22 protein-coding genes are annotated in these 22,496 nt (G+C 68.3%); 9 read left to right on the top strand and 13 right to left on the bottom strand.

Annotated features, from left to right (window positions below):
• Positions 1-2,853 (bottom strand): Rne/Rng family ribonuclease, encoded by a 2,853-nt coding sequence (locus EOD42_RS02575; protein WP_127785610.1) that lies wholly within the window; start codon positions 2,851-2,853, stop codon positions 1-3.
• Positions 2,854-3,654: 801 nt separating this feature from the next.
• On the opposite strand from EOD42_RS02575, the gene EOD42_RS02570 reads away from it, so the two are divergent.
• The 4 genes from EOD42_RS02570 to EOD42_RS02555 all read left to right on the top strand — a co-directional run bounded on the left by EOD42_RS02570 (position 3,655) and on the right by EOD42_RS02555 (position 6,241).
• Positions 3,655-4,338 (top strand): N-acetylmuramoyl-L-alanine amidase family protein, encoded by a 684-nt coding sequence (locus EOD42_RS02570; protein ID WP_240654815.1) that lies wholly within the window; start codon positions 3,655-3,657, stop codon positions 4,336-4,338.
• Positions 4,339-4,465: 127 nt separating this feature from the next.
• The gene (locus EOD42_RS02565) at positions 4,466-4,762 is read left to right on the top strand and encodes a hypothetical protein (RefSeq protein WP_127785604.1); all 297 of its coding nucleotides are present in this window, start codon (positions 4,466-4,468) and stop codon (positions 4,760-4,762) included.
• 150 nt (positions 4,763-4,912) lie between these two features.
• Positions 4,913-5,830, top strand: a complete 918-nt coding sequence (locus EOD42_RS02560) for a LysR family transcriptional regulator (protein WP_127785606.1) — start codon at positions 4,913-4,915, stop codon at positions 5,828-5,830.
• Between the two features lie 114 nt (positions 5,831-5,944).
• Positions 5,945-6,241, top strand: a complete 297-nt coding sequence (locus tag EOD42_RS02555) for a hypothetical protein (RefSeq protein WP_127785604.1) — start codon at positions 5,945-5,947, stop codon at positions 6,239-6,241.
• A 95-nt stretch (positions 6,242-6,336) separates the two neighbouring features.
• On the opposite strand, the gene EOD42_RS02550 is transcribed toward EOD42_RS02555, so the two are convergent.
• The 8 genes from EOD42_RS02550 to EOD42_RS02515 form a co-directional block, all read right to left on the bottom strand.
• Positions 6,337-7,371 (bottom strand): alpha/beta hydrolase family protein, encoded by a 1,035-nt coding sequence (locus EOD42_RS02550; RefSeq protein WP_240654812.1) that lies wholly within the window; start codon positions 7,369-7,371, stop codon positions 6,337-6,339.
• Between the two features lie 66 nt (positions 7,372-7,437).
• Entirely contained in the window at positions 7,438-8,157 is a 720-nt protein-coding gene (gene phoB, locus EOD42_RS02545; protein ID WP_127785602.1) for a phosphate regulon transcriptional regulator PhoB, read from the bottom strand.
• 24 nt (positions 8,158-8,181) lie between these two features.
• Positions 8,182-8,907, bottom strand: a complete 726-nt coding sequence (gene phoU, locus EOD42_RS02540; protein ID WP_127785600.1) for a phosphate signaling complex protein PhoU — start codon at positions 8,905-8,907, stop codon at positions 8,182-8,184.
• Positions 8,908-8,924: 17 nt separating this feature from the next.
• Entirely contained in the window at positions 8,925-9,752 is an 828-nt protein-coding gene (pstB, locus tag EOD42_RS02535; RefSeq protein ID WP_127786553.1) for a phosphate ABC transporter ATP-binding protein PstB, read from the bottom strand.
• An 18-nt stretch (positions 9,753-9,770) separates the two neighbouring features.
• Positions 9,771-10,676: a phosphate ABC transporter permease PstA gene (gene pstA, locus EOD42_RS02530; RefSeq protein ID WP_127785598.1), complete on the bottom strand. Its 906-nt coding sequence runs from the start codon at positions 10,674-10,676 to the stop codon at positions 9,771-9,773.
• A gap of 5 nt (positions 10,677-10,681) precedes the next feature.
• Positions 10,682-11,623, bottom strand: coding sequence for a phosphate ABC transporter permease subunit PstC (gene pstC / locus EOD42_RS02525; protein ID WP_240654806.1), 942 nt, complete (start codon positions 11,621-11,623; stop codon positions 10,682-10,684).
• A 107-nt stretch (positions 11,624-11,730) separates the two neighbouring features.
• A complete protein-coding gene (gene pstS, locus EOD42_RS02520; RefSeq protein WP_240654803.1) occupies positions 11,731-12,798 on the bottom strand; it encodes a phosphate ABC transporter substrate-binding protein PstS in 1,068 nt (355 codons plus the stop codon).
• A 154-nt stretch (positions 12,799-12,952) separates the two neighbouring features.
• On the bottom strand, positions 12,953-13,750 hold the full coding sequence (locus EOD42_RS02515) for an enoyl-CoA hydratase-related protein (protein WP_164867748.1): 798 nt from the start codon (positions 13,748-13,750) through the stop codon (positions 12,953-12,955).
• A 116-nt stretch (positions 13,751-13,866) separates the two neighbouring features.
• On the opposite strand from EOD42_RS02515, the gene EOD42_RS02510 reads away from it, so the two are divergent.
• From EOD42_RS02510 to EOD42_RS02495, 4 genes are all read left to right on the top strand, one after another.
• Positions 13,867-14,172 (top strand): YXWGXW repeat-containing protein, encoded by a 306-nt coding sequence (locus tag EOD42_RS02510; RefSeq protein WP_127786551.1) that lies wholly within the window; start codon positions 13,867-13,869, stop codon positions 14,170-14,172.
• Positions 14,173-14,233: 61 nt separating this feature from the next.
• Positions 14,234-15,916, top strand: a complete 1,683-nt coding sequence (locus EOD42_RS02505) for a gamma-glutamyltransferase family protein (RefSeq protein ID WP_127785592.1) — start codon at positions 14,234-14,236, stop codon at positions 15,914-15,916.
• Positions 15,917-15,971: 55 nt separating this feature from the next.
• Complete coding sequence (locus EOD42_RS02500; RefSeq protein WP_127785590.1) at positions 15,972-17,828, top strand: ABCB family ABC transporter ATP-binding protein/permease; 1,857 nt, start codon at positions 15,972-15,974, stop codon at positions 17,826-17,828.
• A gap of 85 nt (positions 17,829-17,913) precedes the next feature.
• The gene (locus tag EOD42_RS02495) at positions 17,914-18,168 is read left to right on the top strand and encodes a hypothetical protein (RefSeq protein ID WP_127785588.1); all 255 of its coding nucleotides are present in this window, start codon (positions 17,914-17,916) and stop codon (positions 18,166-18,168) included.
• On the opposite strand, the gene EOD42_RS02490 is transcribed toward EOD42_RS02495, so the two are convergent.
• Entirely contained in the window at positions 18,165-18,992 is an 828-nt protein-coding gene (locus EOD42_RS02490) for an aldo/keto reductase (RefSeq protein WP_127785586.1), read from the bottom strand. The genes EOD42_RS02495 and EOD42_RS02490 overlap by 4 nt on opposite strands.
• 13 nt (positions 18,993-19,005) lie before the next feature.
• Here EOD42_RS02490 and EOD42_RS02485 point away from each other — a divergent pair, with 13 nt between their 5' ends.
• Positions 19,006-19,620, top strand: a complete 615-nt coding sequence (locus EOD42_RS02485) for a hypothetical protein (RefSeq protein WP_127785584.1) — start codon at positions 19,006-19,008, stop codon at positions 19,618-19,620.
• Between the two features lie 2 nt (positions 19,621-19,622).
• Here the strand turns inward: EOD42_RS02485 and EOD42_RS02480 are convergent, their stop codons facing one another.
• The 3 genes from EOD42_RS02480 to EOD42_RS02470 form a co-directional block, all read right to left on the bottom strand.
• Positions 19,623-20,045, bottom strand: a complete 423-nt coding sequence (locus EOD42_RS02480; RefSeq protein ID WP_127785582.1) for a CBS domain-containing protein — start codon at positions 20,043-20,045, stop codon at positions 19,623-19,625.
• Between the two features lie 71 nt (positions 20,046-20,116).
• Entirely contained in the window at positions 20,117-21,328 is a 1,212-nt protein-coding gene (locus EOD42_RS02475) for a M20/M25/M40 family metallo-hydrolase (protein WP_206020220.1), read from the bottom strand.
• 85 nt (positions 21,329-21,413) lie between these two features.
• Positions 21,414-22,388, bottom strand: coding sequence for a tripartite tricarboxylate transporter substrate binding protein (locus EOD42_RS02470; protein ID WP_127785580.1), 975 nt, complete (start codon positions 22,386-22,388; stop codon positions 21,414-21,416).
• Positions 22,389-22,496 lie beyond the last annotated feature (108 nt).

The following is a 22,496-nucleotide window of genomic DNA, read 5'->3' as shown; positions in this document are numbered from 1 at the left end:
TCAGCGGCGCCACCAGCCGCCGCGCTTGGGCGCGCCGTCGGTCTCGCTGATCACTTTGGGCTGCACCGGCGCGGCGGACACCGCTTCCACCCCTTCCTGCGGCGTAGCCGCCGGCGGCAGGGGGGCGACCTCAGGCGCCGGGGCGCTGGCGGGCACCGAGGATTCGGTGACGGCCAGGCGCTTCGGCTGCACTAGCGGCGCGATCACCGGCTCGTTGGAGGCCACGACGGGCTCCGGGGCGGGCGCGGCTGCAACCACAGGGGCCGGGGCAGCGGCAGGGGCCGGCGTAGGAGCCGGGGCCGGAGCCGGCACGGGGGCAGGTGCCTCGGCGACCGCCAGGGCGACAGGCGCTGCGGCCGGACGGCTGGCGGCTGCCTGTTCCGCCGCCAATTCCGCCGCTTCCATGGCCGCCAGGATCGGGTCCACGGCATTGGCGAAGGGGTCAGCCGGGGTCGGTCCCTGCCAGGTCGGCTTGGGCGCGGGGCGCGGGCGCTCCGGTGCAGGCGCCGGGGCGGGCGGCTGCTCGGCCTTGGCCGCGGGGGCTTCCTCATCCTCGGCGACGGTTTCGCCATCCTGGCCGGGCTCGCGACGGTTGCGGCCACCGCGGCGGCCACGGCGGCGACGGCGCGGACCGTCCTCGCTGAAGCTGTCATCGGCACCGGCCTCGGCAGGGGCTGCGTCTTCGGACTCGGCCTCTTCCTCGGCGGCAGCCTCGGGCGCTTCCTCGGCGGCGGGGGCGTCGCCCTCGGCCTTCTCGCCGGCTTCGGGCTGGCCCTGCTCGTCGCGGCCGCGACCACGGCGGCGGCGACGGCGGCGACGGCGGCCATCCGCGCTTTCGCCATTGGCTGCGGCCTCGCCCTCGGCGGTCTCCTCGGCCTCGTCGACCGGCTCCTCTGCGGCGGCTTCCTCGACCACCGGCTCGGGGCTGTAGTCCATGCGAACGGCACCGCTCGGGCGCTCATCCGCCGGGCGTGCCTCGCTGGCGCGCAGGCGATCGATCCGCAGCAGGGTGGTGCCGGTCAGGGTATTGTCCACCCCGAACTGCACGGCCATGCCGAAGCGCTCCTCGATCTGGCTCAGCCGATCGCGCTTCTTGTTCAGCAGGTACATCGCCACTTCGGCGCGCACATGCACCATGATCTCGGCGGCACGGCGCTTGGAGCCTTCCTCCTCGATCGCGCGCAGCACATGGATCGCCGCACTTTCGGGGCTGCGGACCAGGCCACGGCCGGCGCAATGTTCGCAGGTGACGAAGGTCTGCTCGATCAGGCTGGGCCGCAGGCGCTGGCGAGACATCTCCAGCAGGCCGAAATGGCTGATCCGGCCGACCTGGATGCGGGCGCGGTCGCCACGCAGGGCGTCCTTCAGCCGGCGCTCGACCGAGGCATCGTGCTTGGAGGACTCCATGTCGATGAAGTCGACCACGATGAGGCCGGCCAGATCGCGCAGGCGCAGCTGCCGGGCGATCTCGTCGGCGGCTTCGAGGTTGGTGCGGTAGGCCGTGTCCTCGATGTTGCGCTCACGCGTGGCGCGGCCCGAGTTCACGTCGATGGCGACCAGCGCTTCGGTCTGGTTGATGACCAGATAGCCGCCGGACTTCAGCTGCACCGTGGGCGAGTGCATGGCGTCGAGCTGGTTCTCCACCCCGAAACGGGCAAAGAGCGGCATCGGGCCGTCGCGATAGGCCTGAATCTTGCGCGCATTCTCAGGCATGAGCATGCGCATGAAGTCGCGGGTCTGCTGGTAGGCGTCCTCGCCATCCACCACGATCTCATCCACGTCACGGGCATAGCCGTCGCGGATGGAACGCTTGATGAGATCGGCTTCCTCATAGATCAGCGCAGGCGAAATCGACTGCAGCGTGCGCTCGCGGATGTTGTCCCACAGGCGCAGCAGGTACTCGCAGTCGCGCTTGATCTCGGGCTTCGGGCGCTGGGCGCCGGCGGTGCGAATGATGAGGGACATGCCGTTGGGCAGGTCCAGCTCGTCGATCGCTTCACGCAGGCGGCGGCGGTCGGAGACGGAGGTGATCTTGCGGGAGACGCCGCCGCCGCGCGGGCTGTTCGGCATCAGCACGGAATAGCGGCCGGCCAGGGAGATATAGGTGGTCAGCGCGGCACCCTTGCCGCCGCGCTCTTCCTTCACGACCTGGATCAGCAGGATCTGCCGGCGGCGGATGACTTCCTGGATCTTGTAGTTGCGCAGGAACTTGGGCGGCACGCGGCGGGCGGTCGGGTCCTCGGAGGGGCCCTCGTCATCGTCCTCGTCCTCGACGGGGGCGGCCTCGGCGGGCGCGGCCTCGCCGATCACCTCGGGCGGCGCCATGTCCTGGTCGATGGACTCGACGCCGGCGGCGGCGTCGGCACTGGCCTCGGCGGCCGGCGTCTCGGAATCCGTGAGATCGCCAGGAAGTTCAGCCTCGCGGGGCTCCTCCGCCTCGGCGGCCAGGGCCGCTTCCAGCCCGGCCTCGGCACTGCGGCGCTGTTCTGCGACGGCAGCCTTGCGGGCGCGGCGTTCGGCGGAACGGGCTGCGGCGCGCTCCTCTTCGTCGGCCGCCTCGCGGGCCTCGGCTTCCTGCAGCTCGATCAGCTTCTGCCGGTCGGCGACGGGAATCTGATAGTAGTCGGGGTGAATTTCGCCGAAGGCGAGAAATCCGTGGCGGTTGCCGCCGTATTCTACGAAGGCGGCCTGCAGGCTGGGTTCGACGCGAACCACCTTGGCCAGGTAGATGTTGCCCTTGAGCGGGAGGCGATGGGCGGCTTCGAGGTCGAATTCCTCAAGTCGCGACCCATCCAGCACCGCCACGCGGGTTTCTTCCGCGTGGGATGCATCGATCAGCATCCGCTTGGTCATGACAATGTTGCTCCAGGCCCCGCAGGCGCGTGGGCGCTCTACCGGGGCGGCATGGGGTCTCGGAAACCGAGAAGGACCGGCAATGTGTCGTCGGGCAAGCCATGGCGGCGTTGCGCAATCCTTGTCTCGGGCGACGCGGCCTTGGGGAACGCCCCAGATCCGCGTCGGATCACTCACGCCCAACCGCGATCGGCGCCATCCGGCGCTTCAAGCGGGTCAACGATGGCAACCAGCGGCCCTCTGCCACATGAAGCGGACGGGCGGGCCGCGGGTGCTTGCATGGGCGCCTGCCTGGCGGCTCTCGGCAAAATCGGGGAAGGTCGGTCCGACCGAACCCGAAGGCCGTGAGCGGCACGGTGAGCCCCCCCGAACCGGGGCGGGCGCCGAGGCCAGCATGCGCCCAGCTTCTGCATCGCCGGGCGCCTCACCATAACAGCGTGTCGGGCCCTCGCAAGTGCCTGGATTTCGGCAGCCTCCGGGGGGTGGCTGCGGCCTTGCGAACAAAGCGGGTGCAAAGGCGGCCGCTTCGGCTTAATATTCAGGCAGCGTATCGGGGGATGCGCTGCTACTGACAGGGGCCGGCCGCCGTTCAGGAGGCCGGAAAGTGCTGATTTCATGACAAGCGATCCGAGATGGTCGCGCAGGTCGTTGCTTGGGGCTTTCATCGGAAGTGCCGGTTTCGGTCTGGGCGACGTGCCCACCGCCGAGGCCCGGGAGGCCTCTCAGAGATCTCGTCCTGCCGCGCGTCCACGACGCCCCAGGGCGGCGCCGGCCGCGCCGGCACCTTCCACCCGGGCCGCATTGCCGCTGGTTGTGCTTGACCCGGGCCATGGCGGTCGTGACCCGGGGGCCACCGGGCGCAACGGCACACAGGAGAAGCGTATCGTCCTGGCCGTCGCGCAGGAGCTGCGTCGACGGCTCGAGGCGGGTGGCAAGTGCCGCGTGGCCATGACCAGAACCCAGGATCGGTTCGTGCCGCTGGCGGGCCGCGTTGCCTTTGCGCGACAGCGCGATGCGGCGCTGCTGCTGTCCATCCACGCCGACAGCGCGCCGACCCGCGAGGCGCGAGGGGCCAGTGTCTACACATTGTCGGAAACGGCTTCGGATCCCTTGGCCGCGGCCTTGGCGCGGCGTGAGAACCTGGCGGACCAGGTCGGGGGCCTTCGCCTGCCGTCGGTCCCGCCGGACGTGCAGCGGATTCTGCTCTCGCTGATGCGGGATGAGACGCGTCGGGGTAGCGAGCGCGTCGCGAGCGCAACCCTGGCGGCCTTCACGGGTGACGTACCCCTGCTCTCCAACCCGCATCGGCGCGCGGGTTTCGTGGTCCTCAAGGCGCCTGATGTACCCAGCGCGCTGGTCGAGCTGGGCTTCCTGTCTCACCCGAGCGACGAGGCGGCGCTCAATCGCCCGGCCTGGCGGGCGCGGCTTGCGGACTCGCTGGCCGAAGGCATCCATGCCTATCTCGGGCGACGCATCGTCACCTGAAAAAGTATCATAACCGGCGCGTATGATGCCGATGCCGAGGCTCGATTGGAGAGTTTCGGCGTGAGGGAGCATCTCTGTCTCACCGAAGGGCGGCACGGGCCGCCCCCTCAGATGAGAGACCGAGACCATGAACCGCTTCGCTTTTGCCGCCGCCGCCGTCGCCCTGATGGCTTCCACCTCCGCCTTCGCGCAGGGCCCGCAACTGGAGGGTGACTTCGCCAGCCAGCATGTCGTCTATGACGAAGCCAATCGCGGCAACATCGTGGGTGGCGGCAGCGTTGCCGTGATCCGCGTGGACCAGGGCCGCCCGGTGCTGGGCTACACCAATGATGGCCCCGTGCAGCAGGGCGTGGCGGGCATGACGCCGGTGGTGCAGAACATCGCGGGCCGTGACCGCACCGTGTGGGTCAACAGCCGCGGCTGAACCTTCGGGCCGGGGCGGCTCCCTCCCCCTCCCGAAGCTCCGGCCCCTTCAGGCCGTCTCTCGAAGGAGGGGCGGCCTTTTTCATTTTCAGGGGTGCCCTGCGTGAATAGATGATGGACTGTACCGTCCGGCACCCTATTTCGGCACACCATGGATCGCTTTCACGAATTGCAGGTCTTTCGCCGCACCGTAGAGGTCGGGAACGTCACCCACGCAGCCGAGTTGCTGCATGTCAGCCAGCCGGCCGTTTCACGCACCTTGGCCAATCTGGAATCCAGGTTGGGCGTAGAGTTGCTGCGGCGGAGCAAACGCGGCGTCTCGGTGACTGAGGCCGGCCAGGATTTCTACCAGCAGGCCGTGGACATACTGGACCGCCTGGATGAGGTGGAAACGGGTGTGGCCGCGCAGCGCGGCGCGCTCTCGGGCAGTATCCGGTTGGCCACCACCACCATGCTGTTCACCGATATCCTGGCATCGATCATCGCAGGCTTCACCGCGCAGAACCCCGACGTGAAGGTCGAGAGCCTGCTCGGCATGCAGTCCCTCGATCTGTCCGCGGCCAACATCGACCTGGCCATCCGAGGCGGGCGACCCGGCGGCCAGGATCTTGTCGTGCGCAAGCTCGGGATCGTCGAGATCGCACTATATGCGTCTCCGGCCTATCTCGCCCGGCACGGGATGCCCGAAACCCCTGACGACCTGGCGCAGCACAGTCTGATCGGCAGCGCCCTGGATGGCGGCCGTGGCTACTGGCAACTCGAATCGGAGACCGAAGGCGGCGTAGGGATGAGCCTGCCTGTGACGGTCCATCACCGGGCCGACGAGCTGCTGGGAACCATGGCGCTGTCCCAGGCGGGGCTCGGCATCACGCTGGCCCCGAAATACGGTGCGGCGACGCGCGGGTTGCAGCGGGTATTGCCGAACTGGCGCGCGGCCGGTCCCTCCATCTTTCTTGTCTGGCCCTCCGTGCGGCACATGCCGGCGCGGGTCAGGGCGCTGGCGGATACCTTCATTGCCGAGCTTCCCGCGCGCCTCAGGGGTATCAGGCCTGCCGCGGTGTCATCATAACCGGCGCGTATGATGCCGATGCCGAGGCTCGATTGGAGAGTTTCGGCGTGAGGGAGCATCTCTGTCTCACCGAAGGGCGGCACGGGCCGCCCCCTCAGATGAGAGACCGAGACCATGAACCGCTTCGCTTTTGCCGCCGCCGCCGTCGCCCTGATGGCTTCCACCTCCGCTTTCGCGCAGGGCCCGCAACTGGAAGGTGACTTCGCCAGCCAGCATGTCGTCTATGACGAAGCCAATCGCGGCAACATCGTGGGTGGCGGCAGTGTTGCCGTGATCCGCGTGGACCAGGGCCGCCCGGTGCTGGGCTACACCAATGATGGCCCCGTGCAGCAGGGCGTGGCGGGCATGACGCCGGTTGTGCAGAACATCGCGGGCCGCGACCGCACCGTGTGGGTCAACAGCCGCGGCTGAACCTTCGGGCCGGGGCGGCTCCCTCCCCCTCCCGAAGCTCCGGCCCCTTCAGGCCGTCTCTCGAAAGAGAGACGGCCTCTTTTGTTTTCCGGGTGTCAACGCCACAGGCCGCGCGCTGCCAGCCAGTCCTGCACCAGCTTCGCCACCTCGTCGCTGTTGCGGTCCATCATGATCATGTGGCTGTTCCCCCGGATGCCGCGCTCAGGCAGATCCACCACATCCACGCTGCCGCCCGCTGCGCGCACCGCTTCGGCAAAGCGCACGCCGTTGCCGCGGATGGTCGGCCAGCGGGCGTCCTGCGCGATGTAGTCGCCGTAGACCATCAGGACCGGCACGTTGCGCAGCGCCTCGACGCGGGCCGGATCACCCACGGCGGCGGGTTCGATCAGCACCAGCGCGCGTACCAGGTCAGGCCTTGCCTGGGCGGCGCGCCAGCCGAATTGGCCGGCCTGGCTGTGCACCATCACCACGGAAGGGCCGGTACGCTCCAGCAGGGCGATGTAGGACTCCAGCGTCAGCGCATCGGTGGTGGTGAAGCGCGGCACCACCTGCCGCATGAAGTTCATGTAGCTCTCGCGGTCCGCCGGGAACTGGTTGCCCGGCAGCAGGTCGCCCCGCTGATAGCTGCCTTGGCCGTTGCCGATGCGGAAACGCTCGAAAGGGTTGTCGACCGTCAGCGTCAGCGCCTGGCCACCGGTCTGTTCCGGGATCTGGGACCAGCCGGCGCGCCCGCGTTCCACCGCATCGCTGACCACCACATGCCAGCCGCGACGCAGGAAATAGTGCTGCCATCCCTCGCGCCCGTCCGGGGTGGTTTCCCAGGTCACGCCCGTCAACCCGCCGCCATGCCACATCAGCAGCGGCGCGCTGCCGCGCAGCGGGCGGGGCACGAAATACTGGGCGTACATGGAGCCCATCAGATAAGTGCCGTTCGGGTCGACGCGCGCGGGCACGCCGCCGGGGGTGAACAGCACCTCGCGCACGGGCTGGCCGCTGACCACGACCTCACGGCCGCCGACATGGAAGCTGCCGAATCGTTCGAGGGTGAGGGGTTCGGGGGCCTGGGCCTTCACGGCGCCGGCCGCCAGGAAAGGTGCGGCGAACAGCGCCGCACGAAGCAGATTACGCATTGGATTTCCTCCGTCATTGGCAGGCAGGCTGCCCGAAGGCCGCCTGCCTGCCAAGCCGAGGAAAGGTCAGGCAGGGTCCTGGGTATCGAGCGCGTAGCCGGCGCTTCGGACGGTACGGATGATGTCGAGCTCGCCATCGGCGTTGATCGCCTTGCGCAGCCGGCGGATGTGCACGTCCACCGTGCGCGGCTCCACATGGATGTCCCGGCCCCACACCGCGTCCAGCAGCTGTTCGCGCGTGAACACCCGGCCCGGATGCTGCAGGAAGAATTCCAGCAGGCGGTATTCGGTCGGGCCCAGGTGCAGCGCGCGGCCCGCGCGCGTCACGCGATGGGCGTCCTGGTCCATGGACAGGTCCAGGAAGGCCAGCGTGCCCTTGGTGGGAACCGAGCCGGACCGGCGCAGCAGCGCCCGGATGCGCGCCAGCAGCGCGTCCACCGCGAAAGGCTTGGTGATGTAGTCGTCCGCGCCGAGGTCCAGGGCGCGCACCGCGTCCTGGTCCTCGGTCCGGGCCGTGACCATGATGATGGGCAGGTCGCGGGTGGCGGGCTTGCGGCGGATCTGGCGGCACACTTCGATGCCGGACAGGGAAGGCAGCATCCAGTCCAGCAGGATCAGGTCCGGGCGGGCCTCGGCGACGCGCAGCAGCGCCTCCTGGCCGTCGGTTGCTTCCTCGACGCGGAAGCCCTGCTTTTCCAGATTGTAGCGCAGCAGCGTCAGCAGCGGCGCTTCGTCTTCGACCACCAGGATGGTGGGCTTCGCCATGCCGTTGAAACCATCGGGCATGTGGTTGGTCCTTTCCTCAGGGCCTTATTCGGGTGCGCGAACCACCGCATAGGCCGATACATCGGCCTTGGGGCGTTCGTCGGGCAGGTTCTCGCCGACCACGGCGAAGTGCACGCGCTCGGCGATGTTGGTGGCGTGGTCGCCGATGCGTTCGAGGTTCTTGGCCACGAACAGCAGGTGGGTGGCGGCCGTGATGTTGCGCGGATCCTCCATCATGAAGGTCAGCAGTTCACGGAAGATGCCGTTGTAGATGTCGTCGACCTGCTCATCGCTGGCCCAGACCTCATCGGCGCGGGCCACATCGTCGTTCACCAGCGCGTCGATGGCGCCCTTCAGGTTCTCCTGAACCAGGTGCGCCAGGCGGCTGAACCCGTTCATGGAGGAGAAGGCGGGCTGGTTCGCGATGACGATCGCGCGCTTGCCGGCATTGCGGGCGTAGTCGCCGATGCGCTCCAGGTCCTGGCTGACCTTCATGCAGGCGATGATCAGCCGCAGATCCTGGGCCATGGGCTGGCGCAGGGCCAGCAGGCGCACGCTGAACTGCTCGATCTCACGCTCAAGCGCGTCGATCTCGCCGTCACGCGCCACGACCTCGGCCGCAAGGTCGGTGTCGCGGCGCACCAGGGCGCGGGTGCTCTCGGCCACCTGCTGTTCCACCAGGCCGCCCATGCGGGCGATCATGGCGCGCAGGCGCTTCAGCTCCTGGTCATAGGACGTCACGATGTGCTGGGAGGGCTCGTTTGTGGGCATCTATGCGTCCTCCTCGGTCAGCCGAACCGGCCGGTGATGTATTCCTGGGTCTTCTGGTGCTTCGGCGCGGTGAACATCTGGCCGGCGGGCGCCACCTCGATCAGCTCACCCAGGTAGAAGAAGGCGACCTGGTCGGCGCAGCGGGCAGCCTGCTGCATGTTGTGCGTCACGATGGCGATGGTGAAATCGCGCTTCAGCTCGTCGATCAGCTCCTCGATCTTCAGGGTGGAGATCGGGTCGAGCGCCGAGGTCGGCTCATCCAGCAGGATCACCTCAGGCCGCACCGCGATGGAGCGGGCGATGCAGAGGCGCTGCTGCTGGCCACCGGACAGGCCCATGGCGGAGGTGTGCAGGCGGTCCTTCACCTCGTTCCAGATGGCGGCCCGGGTCAGCGCCCATTCGATCCGCACGGCCATGTCGGCCTTGGACAACTTCTCATGCAGGCGGATGCCGAAGGCGATGTTTTCCCAGATGGTCATCGGGAAGGGCGTCGGCTTCTGGAACACCATGCCGATGCGCGAGCGCAGCTCGTTCAGGTCGATCTTCGGGTCCAGCATGTTGCGACCGTCCATCAGCACCTCACCTTCGGCGCGCTGGCCGTTGTAGAGGCTGTACATCCGGTTCAGCACGCGCAGCAGCGTGGACTTGCCGCAGCCGGAAGGGCCGATCATGCCCGTCACCTGGCGCGCGGGCAGGTCAAAGTTGATGCCCTTCAGCGCCTTGGGCAGCGTCGGGCCATAATAGAAGTCGAGGTTGCGGACGGAGATCCGGGGCTCGGCGGTGACGCCGGCGTCGTTCCGGGCCTGGATGCCGCCGAAGCCGGAGGCCGGGGTGGTGTCGGTCATGGACATCGGGGGCTCCGTTTACTTGCGCCGCGCCAGGAACAGGCGGGCGGTGATGTTGATGGCAAGCACGCCGAGGGTAACGATCAGCGCGCCCGTCCAGGCCACGGCGATCAGGTCGGGGAAGCCGGAATTGGCCTGCTGGTAGATGGCGATGGGCAGGCTGCCCATGGCATTGCCCAGGTTCCAGCTGACGACGTTGTTGCCGAAGCTGGTCAGCAGCAGGGGCGCGGTCTCACCGGCGATGCGGGCGAAGGCCAGCAGCACGCCCGTGACGATGCCCGACAGGGCGGCCCGATAGGCCACCAGTGTGATCATCTTCCACTTCGGCGCGCCCAGGCCGATCACGGCCTCACGCAGGGTGTTCGGCAGCAGCTGGAGCATGTCCTCCGTCGTGCGGACCACGACGGGGATGACCAGGATGGCGAGTGCGATGGAGCCCGCGATGGCCGAGAAGCCACCCGTGGGCAGCACCACCAGCTGGTAGACGAACAGGCCGACCAGCACCGAGGGAGCGGAGAGCAGCACGTCCGAGACGAAGCGCACCGCGTTGCCGAGCGCCGTGCCCTTTGCATATTCGGACAGGTAGGTGCCGACCAGGATGCCGATGGGCACGCCGATCAGCACGCCCATGCCGGACTGCACCAGCGTGCCCAGGATGGCATGCAGCAGGCCGCCGAGCGGCGCGGTGTCGTCGCCATAGGTGGTGGGCTGGAACTCACGGGTGAAGGTGATCAGGTCCAGCCGGGGCAGGCCCTTCACCAGCAGGGTGAACAGAATGGAGGCCAGGAAGAACAGGCCGACCAGCGTGGCGCCGATGCAGAACAGGCGGATGATCTGGTCCATCACGCGACGGCGGCGGCTCATGGCGCGCGCGGTCGCTTCCTCGGCCGGGGTGCGGGTGAAGGTCATGGTCGTGGTGCTCATGGCGATCAGCCCTTCATCCGGGAGTGCAGGAGCCAGCGGGACACCGCCAGGACAATGAAGGAGATGACGAAGAGAATGAAGCCAAGCGCGAACAGCGAGGACTGCTTCAGGCTGCCGGCCAGGCTCTCCGGGAACTCCATGGCGACGACGGAGGCGATGGTGGTGGTCGCATCGAAGATGCTGCCGGCCATCCGGTTCGCGTTGCCGATGACGAAGGTCACGGCCATCGTCTCACCCAGTGCGCGGCCGAGGCCGAGCATGATGCCGCCGACCACCGAGACGCGGGTGTAGGGGAGCACCACGTTGCGGACCACTTCCCAGCGCGTGGCGCCCAGGCCGTAGGCGCTTTCCTTGTAGACCGCGGGCACCTGCTCGAACACGTCGCGCATGGTGGCCGCGATGAAGGGGATGATCATGATCGCGATGACCAGGGCCGCCGCGAAGATCGAGGTGCCGGCGTAGTTGTTGCTGTCGAAGATCACGCCGATCAGGGGGATCGTCGCCAGTTCCATGCCGATGGTGAACTGGATCTTCTGCTGCACGAAGGGGACCAGCACGAACAGGCCCCACATGCCGAAGATGATGGAGGGAACGGCGGCCAGAAGCTCGATCGCGATGCCCACCGGCCGGCGCAGCCACTGGGGCGCGAGCTCGGTCAGGTAGAAGGCGATGCCGAAGGCGAGCGGCACGGCGAAGGCGATGGCGAGCAACGAGGAGAAGATGGTGCCGCTGACGGCAACGGCCGCGCCGTAGCGCTCGCGCCCCTCGACCGGGTTCCATTCGGTGCTGAACAGGAAGCCCAGGCCGAATTCCCGGAAGGCGGGCAGGCCGCCGAGGAAAAGGGTGATGATGATGCCGCCAAGCAGAAGCAGGACGAGCAGACCCGCCCCCTTGCACAGCCAGGCGAAGACCAGATCGCCGGTGGCGCCGGCGCTTCGGCGGCTCACCGTATCAGAGGTGGTTGCGGACACGCGCAGACCTTTTCGCTGAACTCAGGCGGGGGATAATCGAAAGGGCACCCCCAGGTCACCCCGGGAATGCCCTTCCTGTCAGATCAGGCGGTCCAGATGGCCGCGCCGTCCGGGGTCTTCACCTCGCGCGCCCAGGCGGCGCGGATCTGGTTCTGCACCGAGGCCGGCAGGGGGAAGTATTCCAGGCGCTCCGCGATCTGGCCGCCGTTCTTGAACGCCCAGTCGAAGAACTTCATCGTGTTGCGGCTGCCCTCGACCTTGTCCGCGGCCGGGTTGATCGGCAGCAGGATGAAGGTGGGGGAGACGATCGGCCAGGTGTCGTCGCCGTTCAGGTCGATCAGGTCCGCGGCGAAGCCCGGCACCGCCCAGTTCGCCTGCGCGGCGGCGGCGGAGAAGGTCTTGGTCTCGGGCTTCACGAACTTGCCGGACTTGTTGCGCAGCTGCGTCGTGGTCAGGCGGTTCACCGTGGCATAGGCGTTCTCGGTGTAGCCGATGGAGCCCGGGGTGTTGCGGACCGCGTTGGCCACGCCCTCATTGCCGCGGGCGCCGTTGCCGGCCGGCCACTGCACGGAGGTGGCGGCGCCGGGGCCGTTCTTCCAGGTGTCGGAAACGCGCGACAGATAGGTGGTGAAGCCGAAGGTCGTGCCCGAGGCGTCGGCGCGGTACACCGGAGAGACCGGGACGGGCGGCAGGCGCAGGTCGCGGTTCAGCTCGGCGATGCGGGCGTCGTTCCAGCGGGCGATGCGGCCCATGAACAGGTCGACGACCAGCTCCGGGGTCAGCTTCAGCGCGTCGGTGGCCACGCCCGGCAGGTTCACGATCAGCACGATCGCGCCGGTCACGGTCGGGAACTGCATCAGCTTGCGCTCGGCCAGCTGCGCGGTCGGCAGCGGGGCGTCGGAGGCGCCGAAATCGACCGTGCGGTTCGTGATCTGGTTGATGCCGCCGCCGGAGCCGATGGACTGGTAGTTCAGCTGGATGCCCGCACCTTCACGCGCGGCCTGGGCCCAACGCTCATAGACGGGGCGGGGGAAGGAGGCGCCGGCGCCGGTGATGGTCGCCTGCTGCGCGGAAGCGCCGGTGGCGGCGAAAGCAACGGGAAGCGCCGCGCTGCCCATCAGAAGGCCGCGACGGTTGATGCCGTGAGTCACGAGAATTCTCTCCGGTTTGTGATGCCGCGACCCTGGGGCCCCTGGCTCGGGGAGGCTTCTATGAGCGTTCCGGGACAGCCGGATTTCACTTAGATGACAGTTCGATGACATCGGATGTGGATGAACTCTAGATTCATCCACATCCTTCGTCACATCAAGGCTTTGTGTACCAGCTCGGCTTCCGTTTCTCACGAAAAGCGGCCAGGCCTTCGCGGCCCTCATCGCTGGCCCGCTGGCGCCAGCTTTCATAGGCCAGCATCGACATCTCGCGCGGGTGAAGCGTCAGCCCGTTGCCCGCCAGGAAGCTGTCCTTGGTCATGGCGATGGCAGTCGGGCTGCTGTGCATCGTCTCATCGAGGATGTGCGCCAGCCGTGCCTCGATGGCGTCCTCCGCCACGACCTCATGCACCAGGTTGATGCGCAGCGCCTCCTCGGCATCGAAGCGCTCGCCGGTCAGCGCATAGCGTCGGGTGTGACGCAGACCGATCGCGTTGACCATATGCGTCGAGATCGGGGAGGGTGCCACGCCCACCCGCACCTCGGTCAGGCCGAAGATGGCATCCGGTGTGGCCAGCGCCACGTCGACGCAGCACACCATGCCGGCGCCGCCGCCGAAGCAGGCGCCCTTTACCAGGGCGAAGGTCGGGCGCGGGAACTCATTGAGCAACTGCATGGCGGTCACGGTGCCCATGCTCGCCTCATGCGCGCGCTCGGGCGGGTAGCCGGCGGCCTCGGCCAGCCAGTTCAGGTCGGCGCCGGCCTGGAAATGCTTGCCGGCGCCGCGGATCAGCAGCGCACGGACAGTGGGGTCGGGGGCCAGTTGCCGCAGCCCGGCGATCAGCGCCTCAAGCAGGGCGCCATTATAGGCGTTGCCGAATTTCGGGCGATTGAGCGTGACGGTGACGATGCCCCGCGCATCGCGCGAGAGCAGGACGGGTGCTTCCTCGGTCATTGTTTCCTCGTTCAATGCCAACAGCCTGGACGCATCACACATGTGGCGCAACCGCCATGACATCGCCCTGACACCGCCACGCTCGGCGCGCGTTATCGTCCGCACAGGAGGATATCATGAACCAACGCCGTCTCTTTATTCTGTCCGGTCTGGCGACCCTGGTGGGCGCCCCGGTCCTGATGGCTACCGAGGCGTCGGCCCAGCCGATGCCGATTCCGGAGCGCCGCCACGAGGGCCCGCCGCCCCGCCCGCCGGGCCGCGGCTATGAATGGCAGCCTGGCCACTGGAACTGGAACGGCCGCCGCTATGTCTGGAACCGTGGCCGCCATGTGCGCCCGTCGCGCCCGGGGCGCCACTGGGAGGAAGGCCGCTGGGAGGAACGCCGGGGTCGGCAGGTCTGGGTACCGGGCGCCTGGCGCTAGGCGCCTTACCAACCGGGCCGTTTGAGTTAAGCTGGCGGCTTCCTGACGGGAGGAAGCCGCCATGCGCCCCACGCTCTATGGTCCTCGCCACGCTGTTTCGGCCGGGCATTATCTGGCCGCGATGGCCGCCTCCACGGTGCTGGAGAATGGCGGCAATGCCGTCGATGCGGGCTGCGCCGCGGGCATGGCCCTCGGCGTCCTGCTGCCTGACCTGGTGAACGTCGCGGGTGTCGCGCCGATCATCATCCGGCTGGCCGACGGCACGGTGGAAAGCATCGCGGGGCTCGGCCACTGGCCCGCTTCCCTCCCGCCCGACATCTTCATGCGCGAGCACGGCGGCAAGATCCCCAATGGGGTGCGTCGCACCGTGGTGCCCGCCGCGCCCGATGCCTGGATCACCGCGCTGGAACGGCACGGCACCTGGCGCTTCGAGGATATCGCCAGCTTCGCGATCCGCTTCGCCGGGGAGGGCTTTGCCGTATTCCCGCTGCTGCGTGAGAGCATCCTTTCACACCGCGCCGATTATGAGCGGTGGGAAAGCAACCGCGCGATCTTTCTTCCCGGTGGCCGCGTGCCCGAAGTCGGCGAATTGTTCCTGCAATCGGATCTCGCCCGCACCCTGACCTATATGGCGGATGAAGCCCGCGCGGCGCCCACGCGCGAAGCGGGGCTGAAGGCGGCGCATGCGGCCTTCTATAAGGGTGATATCGCCAGGACGATCGTGGCGCACCAGAAGGCAGAGGGCGGCTTCCTCTCCGCCGAGGATCTGGCCACTTTCCGCAGCCGCATCGAACCCGTGGTGCGCCGCAGCTGGCGCGGTCATGAGGTGATCACCTGCGGTCCCTGGTGCCAGGGCCCGGCGCTGCTGGAGGCGCTGCTGCTGGCCGAACAGGCCGGCATCGCCGGCATGGCGCATAACAGCGCCGACTACATCCATACGCTGGTCGAGGCCATCAAGCTGGCCATGGCCGATCGCGAGGCGTTCTTCGGTGATCCCGCCTTCATGGACGTGCCGATCGATGCCCTGCTGTCGCCCGAGCATATCCGGGCGCGTGCTGCCGGTATCGGCGATACGGCGCATCCGGGCATGCCGGAACCGATCCTGGGCCGGTTGAACGCCATCCCCGACCCCTCGCCCGCGCATATGCCGACCGTGGAGGCCGACACAACCTATGTCGCGGTGGTGGATCGCTGGGGCAACGCCTTCTCGGCCACGCCCAGCGACGGGTCCTGGAACGCGCCGGTCACGCCGGGCCTTGGCATCATCCCCTCGAACCGGGGCAGCCAGTCCCGGCCTGACCCTGCACACCCGTCGGGCGTCGCCCCAGGCAAGCGCCCGCGCCTGACGCCGAACCCGGCCATGATCGTGACCAAGCAGGGCGGCGTGATGCCGTTCGGGACGCCGGGTGGCGATGTGCAGATCCAGGCGATGATCCAGGTGGTGCTGAACGTGTTCCAGCACGGCATGGAACTGCAGGACGCCATCGAGGCGCCGCGCATGGCCAGCTATGCCTTCCCGTCCTCCTTTGCGCCCTTCGAGTATTTCCCCCGCCGCGTCGCCATCGAGAGCCGCGTGGCCCCGGAAGTGCGGGCCGAGCTGACCGCGCGCGGGCATGAGGTGAAGGAATGGCCGGACATCACCTGGCTGGCCGGTGCGGTCGAGACAGTGCTTTCGATGCCCGACCGCAAGCTGGTGGCGGCCGGGGCGGACCCTCGCCGGCCCGCCTATGCGATAGCCGGGTAACAGTTTCACACCGCGGCATACTGACACTTCCGGGTATCGCGCTTATCTGGGCGCGATGACCGAGCGCACCCATTTCGACACGCTGAAGAGCCTGGCCCCCTATCTGTGGCCCAAGGGCGAGACGGAGCTGCGCCTTCGGGTCGTGGCATCGCTGGTGCTGCTGGTGCTGGGCAAGGCGGCCAATGCCGTGGTGCCCATCTTCTTCGCGCGCGGCGTGGATGCGCTGACGCCCCATTCCGGCCCGGCCGCCATGGTCGCGGTGCCCATCGCGCTGATCGTGGGCTATGGCCTGATGCGCGCGCTGTCGTCTCTGTTCGCCGAGGGACGCGACGCGGTCTTCACCAAGGTGCAGGCGCGGGCCACCCGGCAGATCGCGCTGTCGGTGTTCAAGCACCTGCACGCCTTGTCCCTGCGTTTCCACCTCGATCGCCAGACCGGCGGCCTGACCCGGCTCATCGAGCGCGGCGTGCGCGGCATCACCTTCGTGCTCGATTTCGCGCTGTTCAACATCGTGCCCACCATCTTCGAGATCCTGCTGGTGGCGGTGATCCTGTGGGGGATGTTCGACTTCTCCTTCGCGGGGGTCACGCTGGGGGCGGTCGCGATCTACGTCACCTTCACGCTGATGTTCACCAACTGGCGCCTGCAGTTCCGCCGGCGGATGAACGAGACGGACCAGCAGGCCAATACGCGCGCCATCGACAGCCTGCTGAACTATGAGACGGTGAAGTATTTCAATGCCGAAGGGCATGAGACGCGCCGTTATGACAGCTCTCTGGCGCGGTATGAGAAGGCCTGGACGAAGTCCGAGGTCTCGCTGAACGCCCTGAATGCCGGCCAGCAGGCGATCATCGCGGTGGGGCTGACCATCATCATGCTGATGGCCGCCCAGGGTGTCAGCGCGGGCCGGATGACGGTTGGCGATTTCGTGCTGGTCAACACCTATATGATGCAGCTGTTCATCCCGCTGAATTTCCTGGGTTTCGTCTATCGCGAGATGAAGCAGGGCCTGACCGACATGGAGGCCATGTTCACCCTGATGCGGGAGGAACGCGAAGTTTCGGACGCCCCGGGTGCCGCTCCCCTGCCGCCCGGCCCGGGTGCGCTGGTGTTCGACGACGTGCGCTTCGCCTACCGCCCCGACCGCCAGATCCTGAAGGGGGTTTCCCTGTCGGTTCCGGCCGGCAAGATGCTGGCGATCGTCGGGCCGACCGGGGCGGGCAAGTCCACCATCTCCCGCCTGCTGTTCCGCTTCTATGACGTGACGGGCGGGCGGATCCTGATCGACGGCAGCGATATCCGGCAGGTGACGCAGGACAGCGTGCGCCAGGCGATCGGCGTGGTGCCGCAGGACACGGTGCTGTTCAACGACACCATCCGCTACAACATCGCCTATGGCCGCCCCGACGCCACGCAGGAGGAAATCGAGGCCGCCGCCAAGCTGGCGCAGGTGCACGACTTCGTCCTCTCCATGCCGGACGGCTACGACACCATGGTGGGCGAACGGGGGCTGAAGCTCTCGGGCGGCGAGAAGCAGCGGGTGGCCATTGCCCGCACCATTCTGAAGAATCCGCGCATCCTGATCCTGGACGAGGCGACCAGCGCGCTCGACACCCGGACGGAGCAGGAGATCCAGCAGGCCCTCCGCACGGTGGCCCGCAACCGCACCAGCCTGGTCATCGCGCATCGCCTCTCCACCGTGGTGGAGGCCGACGAGATCATCGTGCTGCGCGGTGGCGAGGTGGCAGAGCGCGGCAACCATTCCGAGTTGATCGCGGCGAACGGCCTTTATGCCGAGATGTGGCGGCGCCAGTCCGAGGCGCTGGAGGCCGCGGAAGCCGCCGCGGCGGCCCAGGCCGCAGCCGGCCTCGATCGTTCCAGCAGCGCACGTTCCCAGGGCGAGCGCGGCTGACATGACAAAGACGTAACGCTCCCCGGCTTTTCGTTGCGGGCGCAATGGCCCATTTCAAACGTATGAACTCCACGGAAACCCACGCATGAACCAGGAATTCGACGCCGACGCGCCCGAGGATCTCAGCTACGCCGGCTCCGTGGTGGACAAGGCCATCGAGTATATGATCGAGCAGAAGATCAACCCGATCTCCGCTGCCTCCGCCCTGCTGGGTGGGGCGCTGGGCCTGCTGTCGCGCAATCTGGACGACCATGCGGTGGCCCAGGTGCTGCGCCAGGCCCTGGCCAGCGTCGAGGCCGGCGAACTGCGCGACCTGCCGAGCCTGCCACGCCGCAGCTAAAGCATCGCCAGCGGCCGCTTCCGCTTGGGCGGGGGAAAGGCCGCGTCGATCGCCGCCAAGTCCTGGTCGGTCAGTTCCAGCGCCAGGGCCGCGGCATTTTCCCGCGCTCTCTCCGGCTTGCCCGACTTCGGAATGGCGATCACCCCAGGGTGGCGGATGCTCCAGGCCAGCGCCACCTGGGCGGACGTCGCCTTGTGCCGGGCCGCGATGGCGCCGAGTGCCGGATTGCGCAGGATCGGGCCCTGGCCCAGGGGCGAATACGCCATCAGTGGCATGTTCCGCTGCTGCATCCAGGGCAGCAGGTCGAACTCAACCCCACGCTCTCCAGGATGCAGAAGCACCTGATTGGTGGCGCAGCGCGGGTCGTCCAGCTCCTGCATGTCGTCCAGATCCAGGTTCGACACGCCCCAGCTGCGGATATGTCCCGCCTCGCGCATGCGTTCCATGGTCTCCGCCGTTTCCTCCAGCGGCACGCCGCCGCGCCAGTGCAGCAGGTAGCAGTCCAGAACATCGGTCTTGAGGCGCTTCAGGCTGCGGGCCAGTGCCTGAGGCAGCCGCGTAGCGCCCGCATTGTGCGGATAGACCTTGGAAACGACGAACAATTCCTCGCGCGGGCGGCCGGCGATGGCCTCCGCGATCAGGGTCTCGGCCGCGCCGTCGCCGTACATTTCTGCGGTGTCGATCAGTGTCAGCCCTGCATCCAGCCCGGCGCGCAGGGCGGCCAGCTCCTCTTGCCGCCGGCGGGGGTCTTCCCCCATCTTCCAGGTGCCAAGACCCAGAGCCGGTAACACCCGGCCGCCCGCCCAAGTCACCGTTTTCGCCATCGGAAGCCCCCCTATGAAGCGCAGCCTTGTCCTGACCCTGTTTCTCGCATGGCCGGCCATGGCGCAGAACCCGCAACCGCCGGCCGATATCGGTGAATCCTTCGGCACCTGGCGGCTGGGCTGCATGACGGACCGGATGACCGACCGCACCGCCTGCCTGCTGCGTCACCAGAATTGGGTGGAACGCCCCGGCGGCGGCCCGGGCCTGGCGCTCGAGATTCAGGAGCGCGGGGGACGCCTCGTGCCCGTGGTCACCGCGCGTGACCTGGGGCTGGAGGGTGCCTCGCGCGGGTTGATGGCCCTGGCCGGCAAGGTGCAGATCCGCCTGGGCCGCAACCCGATGGTCGAAATGGCCTGCGGGCTGGAAGGGCGCACGCTTGCCTGCTTCCCGCGCGCCGAGGAAGCCGAGCGCATGGAACGCGAACTGCGCGATGCCCCCTTTGCCTTGGTGCGCCCCACGGGCCTTGGTGCCGGCGGCAGCAGTCCGGAGCCGGTGGAGATGCCCCTTTCCGGCACTGCCGAGGCGATGGCGCGCTACCGCCGTTTCGTCCCTCCCGGCCCGCTGCGGACCGAGGAAGGGACAGAGTTTCGTGACTTCCTGGGCCGCATGCAGCGCATGTTCCAATAGGTTCAGCGCAGCATCTCGAAGTAGCCGGTCTCCTCCTCCAGCCTTCCGTGCTCCATGGCCCGGAAGTCATAGCGGGAGACGATGCCCGCCACCTTGCCGTTCTGCACGATCGGCATGTGGCGCACGCCTGCATCATTCAGCAGGCGAAGCGCCTCCATCGCATCGGCTTCCGGCGGCAGGGTAAGGGGCGAGGCCGTCATAACCGAGGCCAGCGTGCAGGTGCGGGTATCGTCCGCGCCGGCCAGGCAGCGCAACGCATCCCGGCCGGTGAAGATACCAAGCAGCCTGCCGTCCGCCCGGGCCACCAGCACGGCACCGACGCGACGCGCCAGCATGGCGGCGGCCGCATCCTTCACCGAGGTCTCGGGCGGCATGACCAGCGGCTTCTGGTCGCGCACCAGTTCATGCATGCAGCGTGATGGCATGATGTCCTCCCGTCTTGCTTTTGCCGCAGCATGACGGGAGGAAGCTCAGGCAGCCTTGATCTGGGACAATCTCAGTCCAGCTCGGCGCCCGCGGCGGCCAGGATCGTCAGCAGGCTCGCGCTCATGCCCCGCAGGCTCTCCTCGCGCTCGACGTCGATCCATTCCTCAAGGCTGTGCGCCCTTCCGCCGCGCCCGCCGCTGCCGATGCGCAGGGCAGGGATGCCCAGGCTCATCGGAATGTTCGCGTCGGTGCTGCTGTCCTCATAGCTGACGGTGTAGCCGTGATAGGCCACGGCCGCGGTGGCGGCCGCCACGATGGGATTGTCATGCGCGGTGCCGCCGGCCGGCCGATCGCCGATCGGGATGATCTCGGCGGAGACGGTGCCGTCGCGGGTGTCGCGCGTGGCATTCTCCTGCGCGACGGCGCGTTCCACGATGGCGCGGAACTCGGCGTCGATGCGGGCCAGCTCGGCCGGGGCGCGGCTGCGCAGGTCCACCTCGATGCGCACTTCGTTCGGAATGGCATTCACGGAGGTGCCGCCCGAGACGATGGACACGCAATGCGTCGTCTGCGGGGTACGCGGCACCTGGATGGCGCCGATGCCGCGCGTGGCCTCGGCCATCGCATACATGGGGTTCACCAGGCCGAAGGCGCCGAAGCTGTGTCCGCCGGGACCACGGAACACCACGCGATACCGCTTGGAACCCACGCCGCCGGTCACGATCCGGTCCACCTCGGGGCTGTCCACCGTCAGGAAGGCGTCGATCTTGCCGGCGTGGCGGCCCTTGGTGAACAGGTGGCGCACGCCGCGCAGGTCACCCAGCCCTTCCTCGCCCACGTCACCCACGAACAGGATGTCCGCACGGGTGCGGATGCCGGCCGCGTCCAGCGCGCGCAGGAAGGCGAGGTTCACCGCCAGGCTGCGGGTATCGTCGCCGACGCCGGGCGCGAACAGCTTCGTTCCCTCGCGCCGCACGCGCACGTCGGTGCCGGCGGGGAACACCGTGTCGAGGTGGGCGGCGACGACCAGGGTCTCGCCGTTGCCGAAGCCACGGCGGCGGCCCATCACATTGCCGGCCTCGTCCTGCTCCACTTCCTCCAGCCCGTGCTGCTGCAGCATCGCCAGATAGGCGGCGGCGCGGGCTTCCTCGCCGAAGGGCGGGGCGGGGATCTCAGTCAGGCGGATGATGTCTTCCACCGTGCGGTCGTGCTCGGCCCGCATGGTGTCGCAGGCGGCGCGGAAGCGCGGGTGGGTGGCGATGGCGGCGACGGTGTCTTTCACGGTGGATACCCCACGGTTAGTTGCCGATGGGTTCGCATGAGGTGGCCGGGGTGTCGAGAGGGGGGGAGCCCCCTCCCGTCGCCCGTCAGTTCATCCGCAGGCCGAGGCGCTGGATGACCGCGGTCTCCTCCTCCGTCGTGCGGAGTGCGGCTGTCCGGTAGTCGTCGCTGTTCAGATAGAGCAACGGCATGTCGAACCGTTCAAGCGCGGCCAGGTGGATGGGGTCGTTCAGCGCCTGGCGGAAGGCGTCGTGCAGGATGCGCACCACCTCGGGGTCCATGTTCTTCGGCCCCGCGAGGCCATAGGGAGAGGTCGACACGATGTTCGTGCCCAGCTCCTTCAGCGTCGGCACATCCGGGTAGCGGCGCGCCCGTTCAGGGCCCCAGGTGCACAGCAGGCGGAACTGCCCGGCATCCACCAGCGGACCCCAGCTGGTGCTGTCCGCCATGGCATTGGTCTGGCCTGAGAGCAGGGCCTGCGCGTTGTCGGAACCGCCGCGGAACGGCACATGCAGGAACTCGATGCCCTGCTCGGCCGCGATGCGTTCCATCGTGATGTGCAGCGTGGTGCCCACACCAGGGGAGCCGTAGGAGACCCGGCCGGGGTTGGCCTTGGCGTGGGCCAGGAACTCCTGCCAGTTGCGCCATGGCGCATCCGCCTTCACCGCCACGCCGAACAGATAGCCCGTCATGTGGATGATGTAGGTGAAGTCCTTCGTCACGTCCCAGGTGGGGCGGCTGGTCATCGCGGGCAGGCGGAATGCGGTGATGGGCAGCTGGCCGACCAGATAGCCGTCGCCCCGCGGTTCCGCCGCCATCATCTGCGCGGCCAGGGTGCCGCTGACGCCGCCGCGGTTCTCGATCACTACCGGCTGGCCCAGGACGCGGGTGGCGGCTTCCGCCAGGGCGCGCATCTGGCCGTCGGAGGAGCCCCCGGCCGGCCAGGGCACGATCATGCGGATGGATCGGTTGGGAAAGCCAGGCTGCGCCAGGGCAGGGCTGGCCAATGCTGAACTGCCGGCGAGCGCCAGCATGCCACGGCGCCCCAGGGAATGGGTCATGGTGCTTCCTCCTTGCCGCGCGGTTGTTCCGCGCTTGCCCGTAGTGTTCCCGGCCCCGCGCCTGCGGATCAAGCCAGAATCGCCACGCATCCACGCCATGCGGCCCGG

It is taken from the genome of Rhodovarius crocodyli (genome assembly GCF_004005855.1).
Taxonomy (GTDB): domain Bacteria; phylum Pseudomonadota; class Alphaproteobacteria; order Acetobacterales; family Acetobacteraceae; genus Rhodovarius; species Rhodovarius crocodyli.
Note: the sequence above shows the minus strand (reverse complement) of the source record. Positions and strands in the feature narration are given on the sequence as shown.

Excerpts from the sequence above, each read along its gene's own strand:
- EOD42_RS02560 (WP_127785606.1), top strand. The coding sequence starts at position 4,913 with ATGGATCGCTTTCACGAATTGCAGGTCTTTCGCCGCACCGTAGAGGTC.
- EOD42_RS02485 (WP_127785584.1), top strand. The coding sequence starts at position 19,006 with ATGAAGCGCAGCCTTGTCCTGACCCTGTTTCTCGCATGGCCGGCCATG.
- EOD42_RS02505 (WP_127785592.1), top strand. The coding sequence starts at position 14,234 with ATGCGCCCCACGCTCTATGGTCCTCGCCACGCTGTTTCGGCCGGGCAT.
- EOD42_RS02480 (WP_127785582.1), bottom strand. The coding sequence starts at position 20,045 with ATGCCATCACGCTGCATGCATGAACTGGTGCGCGACCAGAAGCCGCTG.
- EOD42_RS02565 (WP_127785604.1), top strand. The coding sequence starts at position 4,466 with ATGAACCGCTTCGCTTTTGCCGCCGCCGCCGTCGCCCTGATGGCTTCC.
- EOD42_RS02555 (WP_127785604.1), top strand. The coding sequence starts at position 5,945 with ATGAACCGCTTCGCTTTTGCCGCCGCCGCCGTCGCCCTGATGGCTTCC.
- pstB (WP_127786553.1), bottom strand. The coding sequence starts at position 9,752 with ATGACCGACACCACCCCGGCCTCCGGCTTCGGCGGCATCCAGGCCCGG.
- EOD42_RS02515 (WP_164867748.1), bottom strand. The coding sequence starts at position 13,750 with ATGACCGAGGAAGCACCCGTCCTGCTCTCGCGCGATGCGCGGGGCATC.
- EOD42_RS02490 (WP_127785586.1), bottom strand. The coding sequence starts at position 18,992 with ATGGCGAAAACGGTGACTTGGGCGGGCGGCCGGGTGTTACCGGCTCTG.
- EOD42_RS02510 (WP_127786551.1), top strand. The coding sequence starts at position 13,867 with ATGAACCAACGCCGTCTCTTTATTCTGTCCGGTCTGGCGACCCTGGTG.
- EOD42_RS02495 (WP_127785588.1), top strand. The coding sequence starts at position 17,914 with ATGAACCAGGAATTCGACGCCGACGCGCCCGAGGATCTCAGCTACGCC.
- EOD42_RS02470 (WP_127785580.1), bottom strand. The coding sequence starts at position 22,388 with ATGACCCATTCCCTGGGGCGCCGTGGCATGCTGGCGCTCGCCGGCAGT.
- pstA (WP_127785598.1), bottom strand. The coding sequence starts at position 10,676 with ATGAGCACCACGACCATGACCTTCACCCGCACCCCGGCCGAGGAAGCG.
- EOD42_RS02550 (WP_240654812.1), bottom strand. The coding sequence starts at position 7,371 with ATGCGTAATCTGCTTCGTGCGGCGCTGTTCGCCGCACCTTTCCTGGCG.
- phoU (WP_127785600.1), bottom strand. The coding sequence starts at position 8,907 with ATGCCCACAAACGAGCCCTCCCAGCACATCGTGACGTCCTATGACCAG.
- phoB (WP_127785602.1), bottom strand. The coding sequence starts at position 8,157 with ATGCCCGATGGTTTCAACGGCATGGCGAAGCCCACCATCCTGGTGGTC.
- EOD42_RS02500 (WP_127785590.1), top strand. The coding sequence starts at position 15,972 with ATGACCGAGCGCACCCATTTCGACACGCTGAAGAGCCTGGCCCCCTAT.
- EOD42_RS02575 (WP_127785610.1), bottom strand. The coding sequence starts at position 2,853 with ATGACCAAGCGGATGCTGATCGATGCATCCCACGCGGAAGAAACCCGC.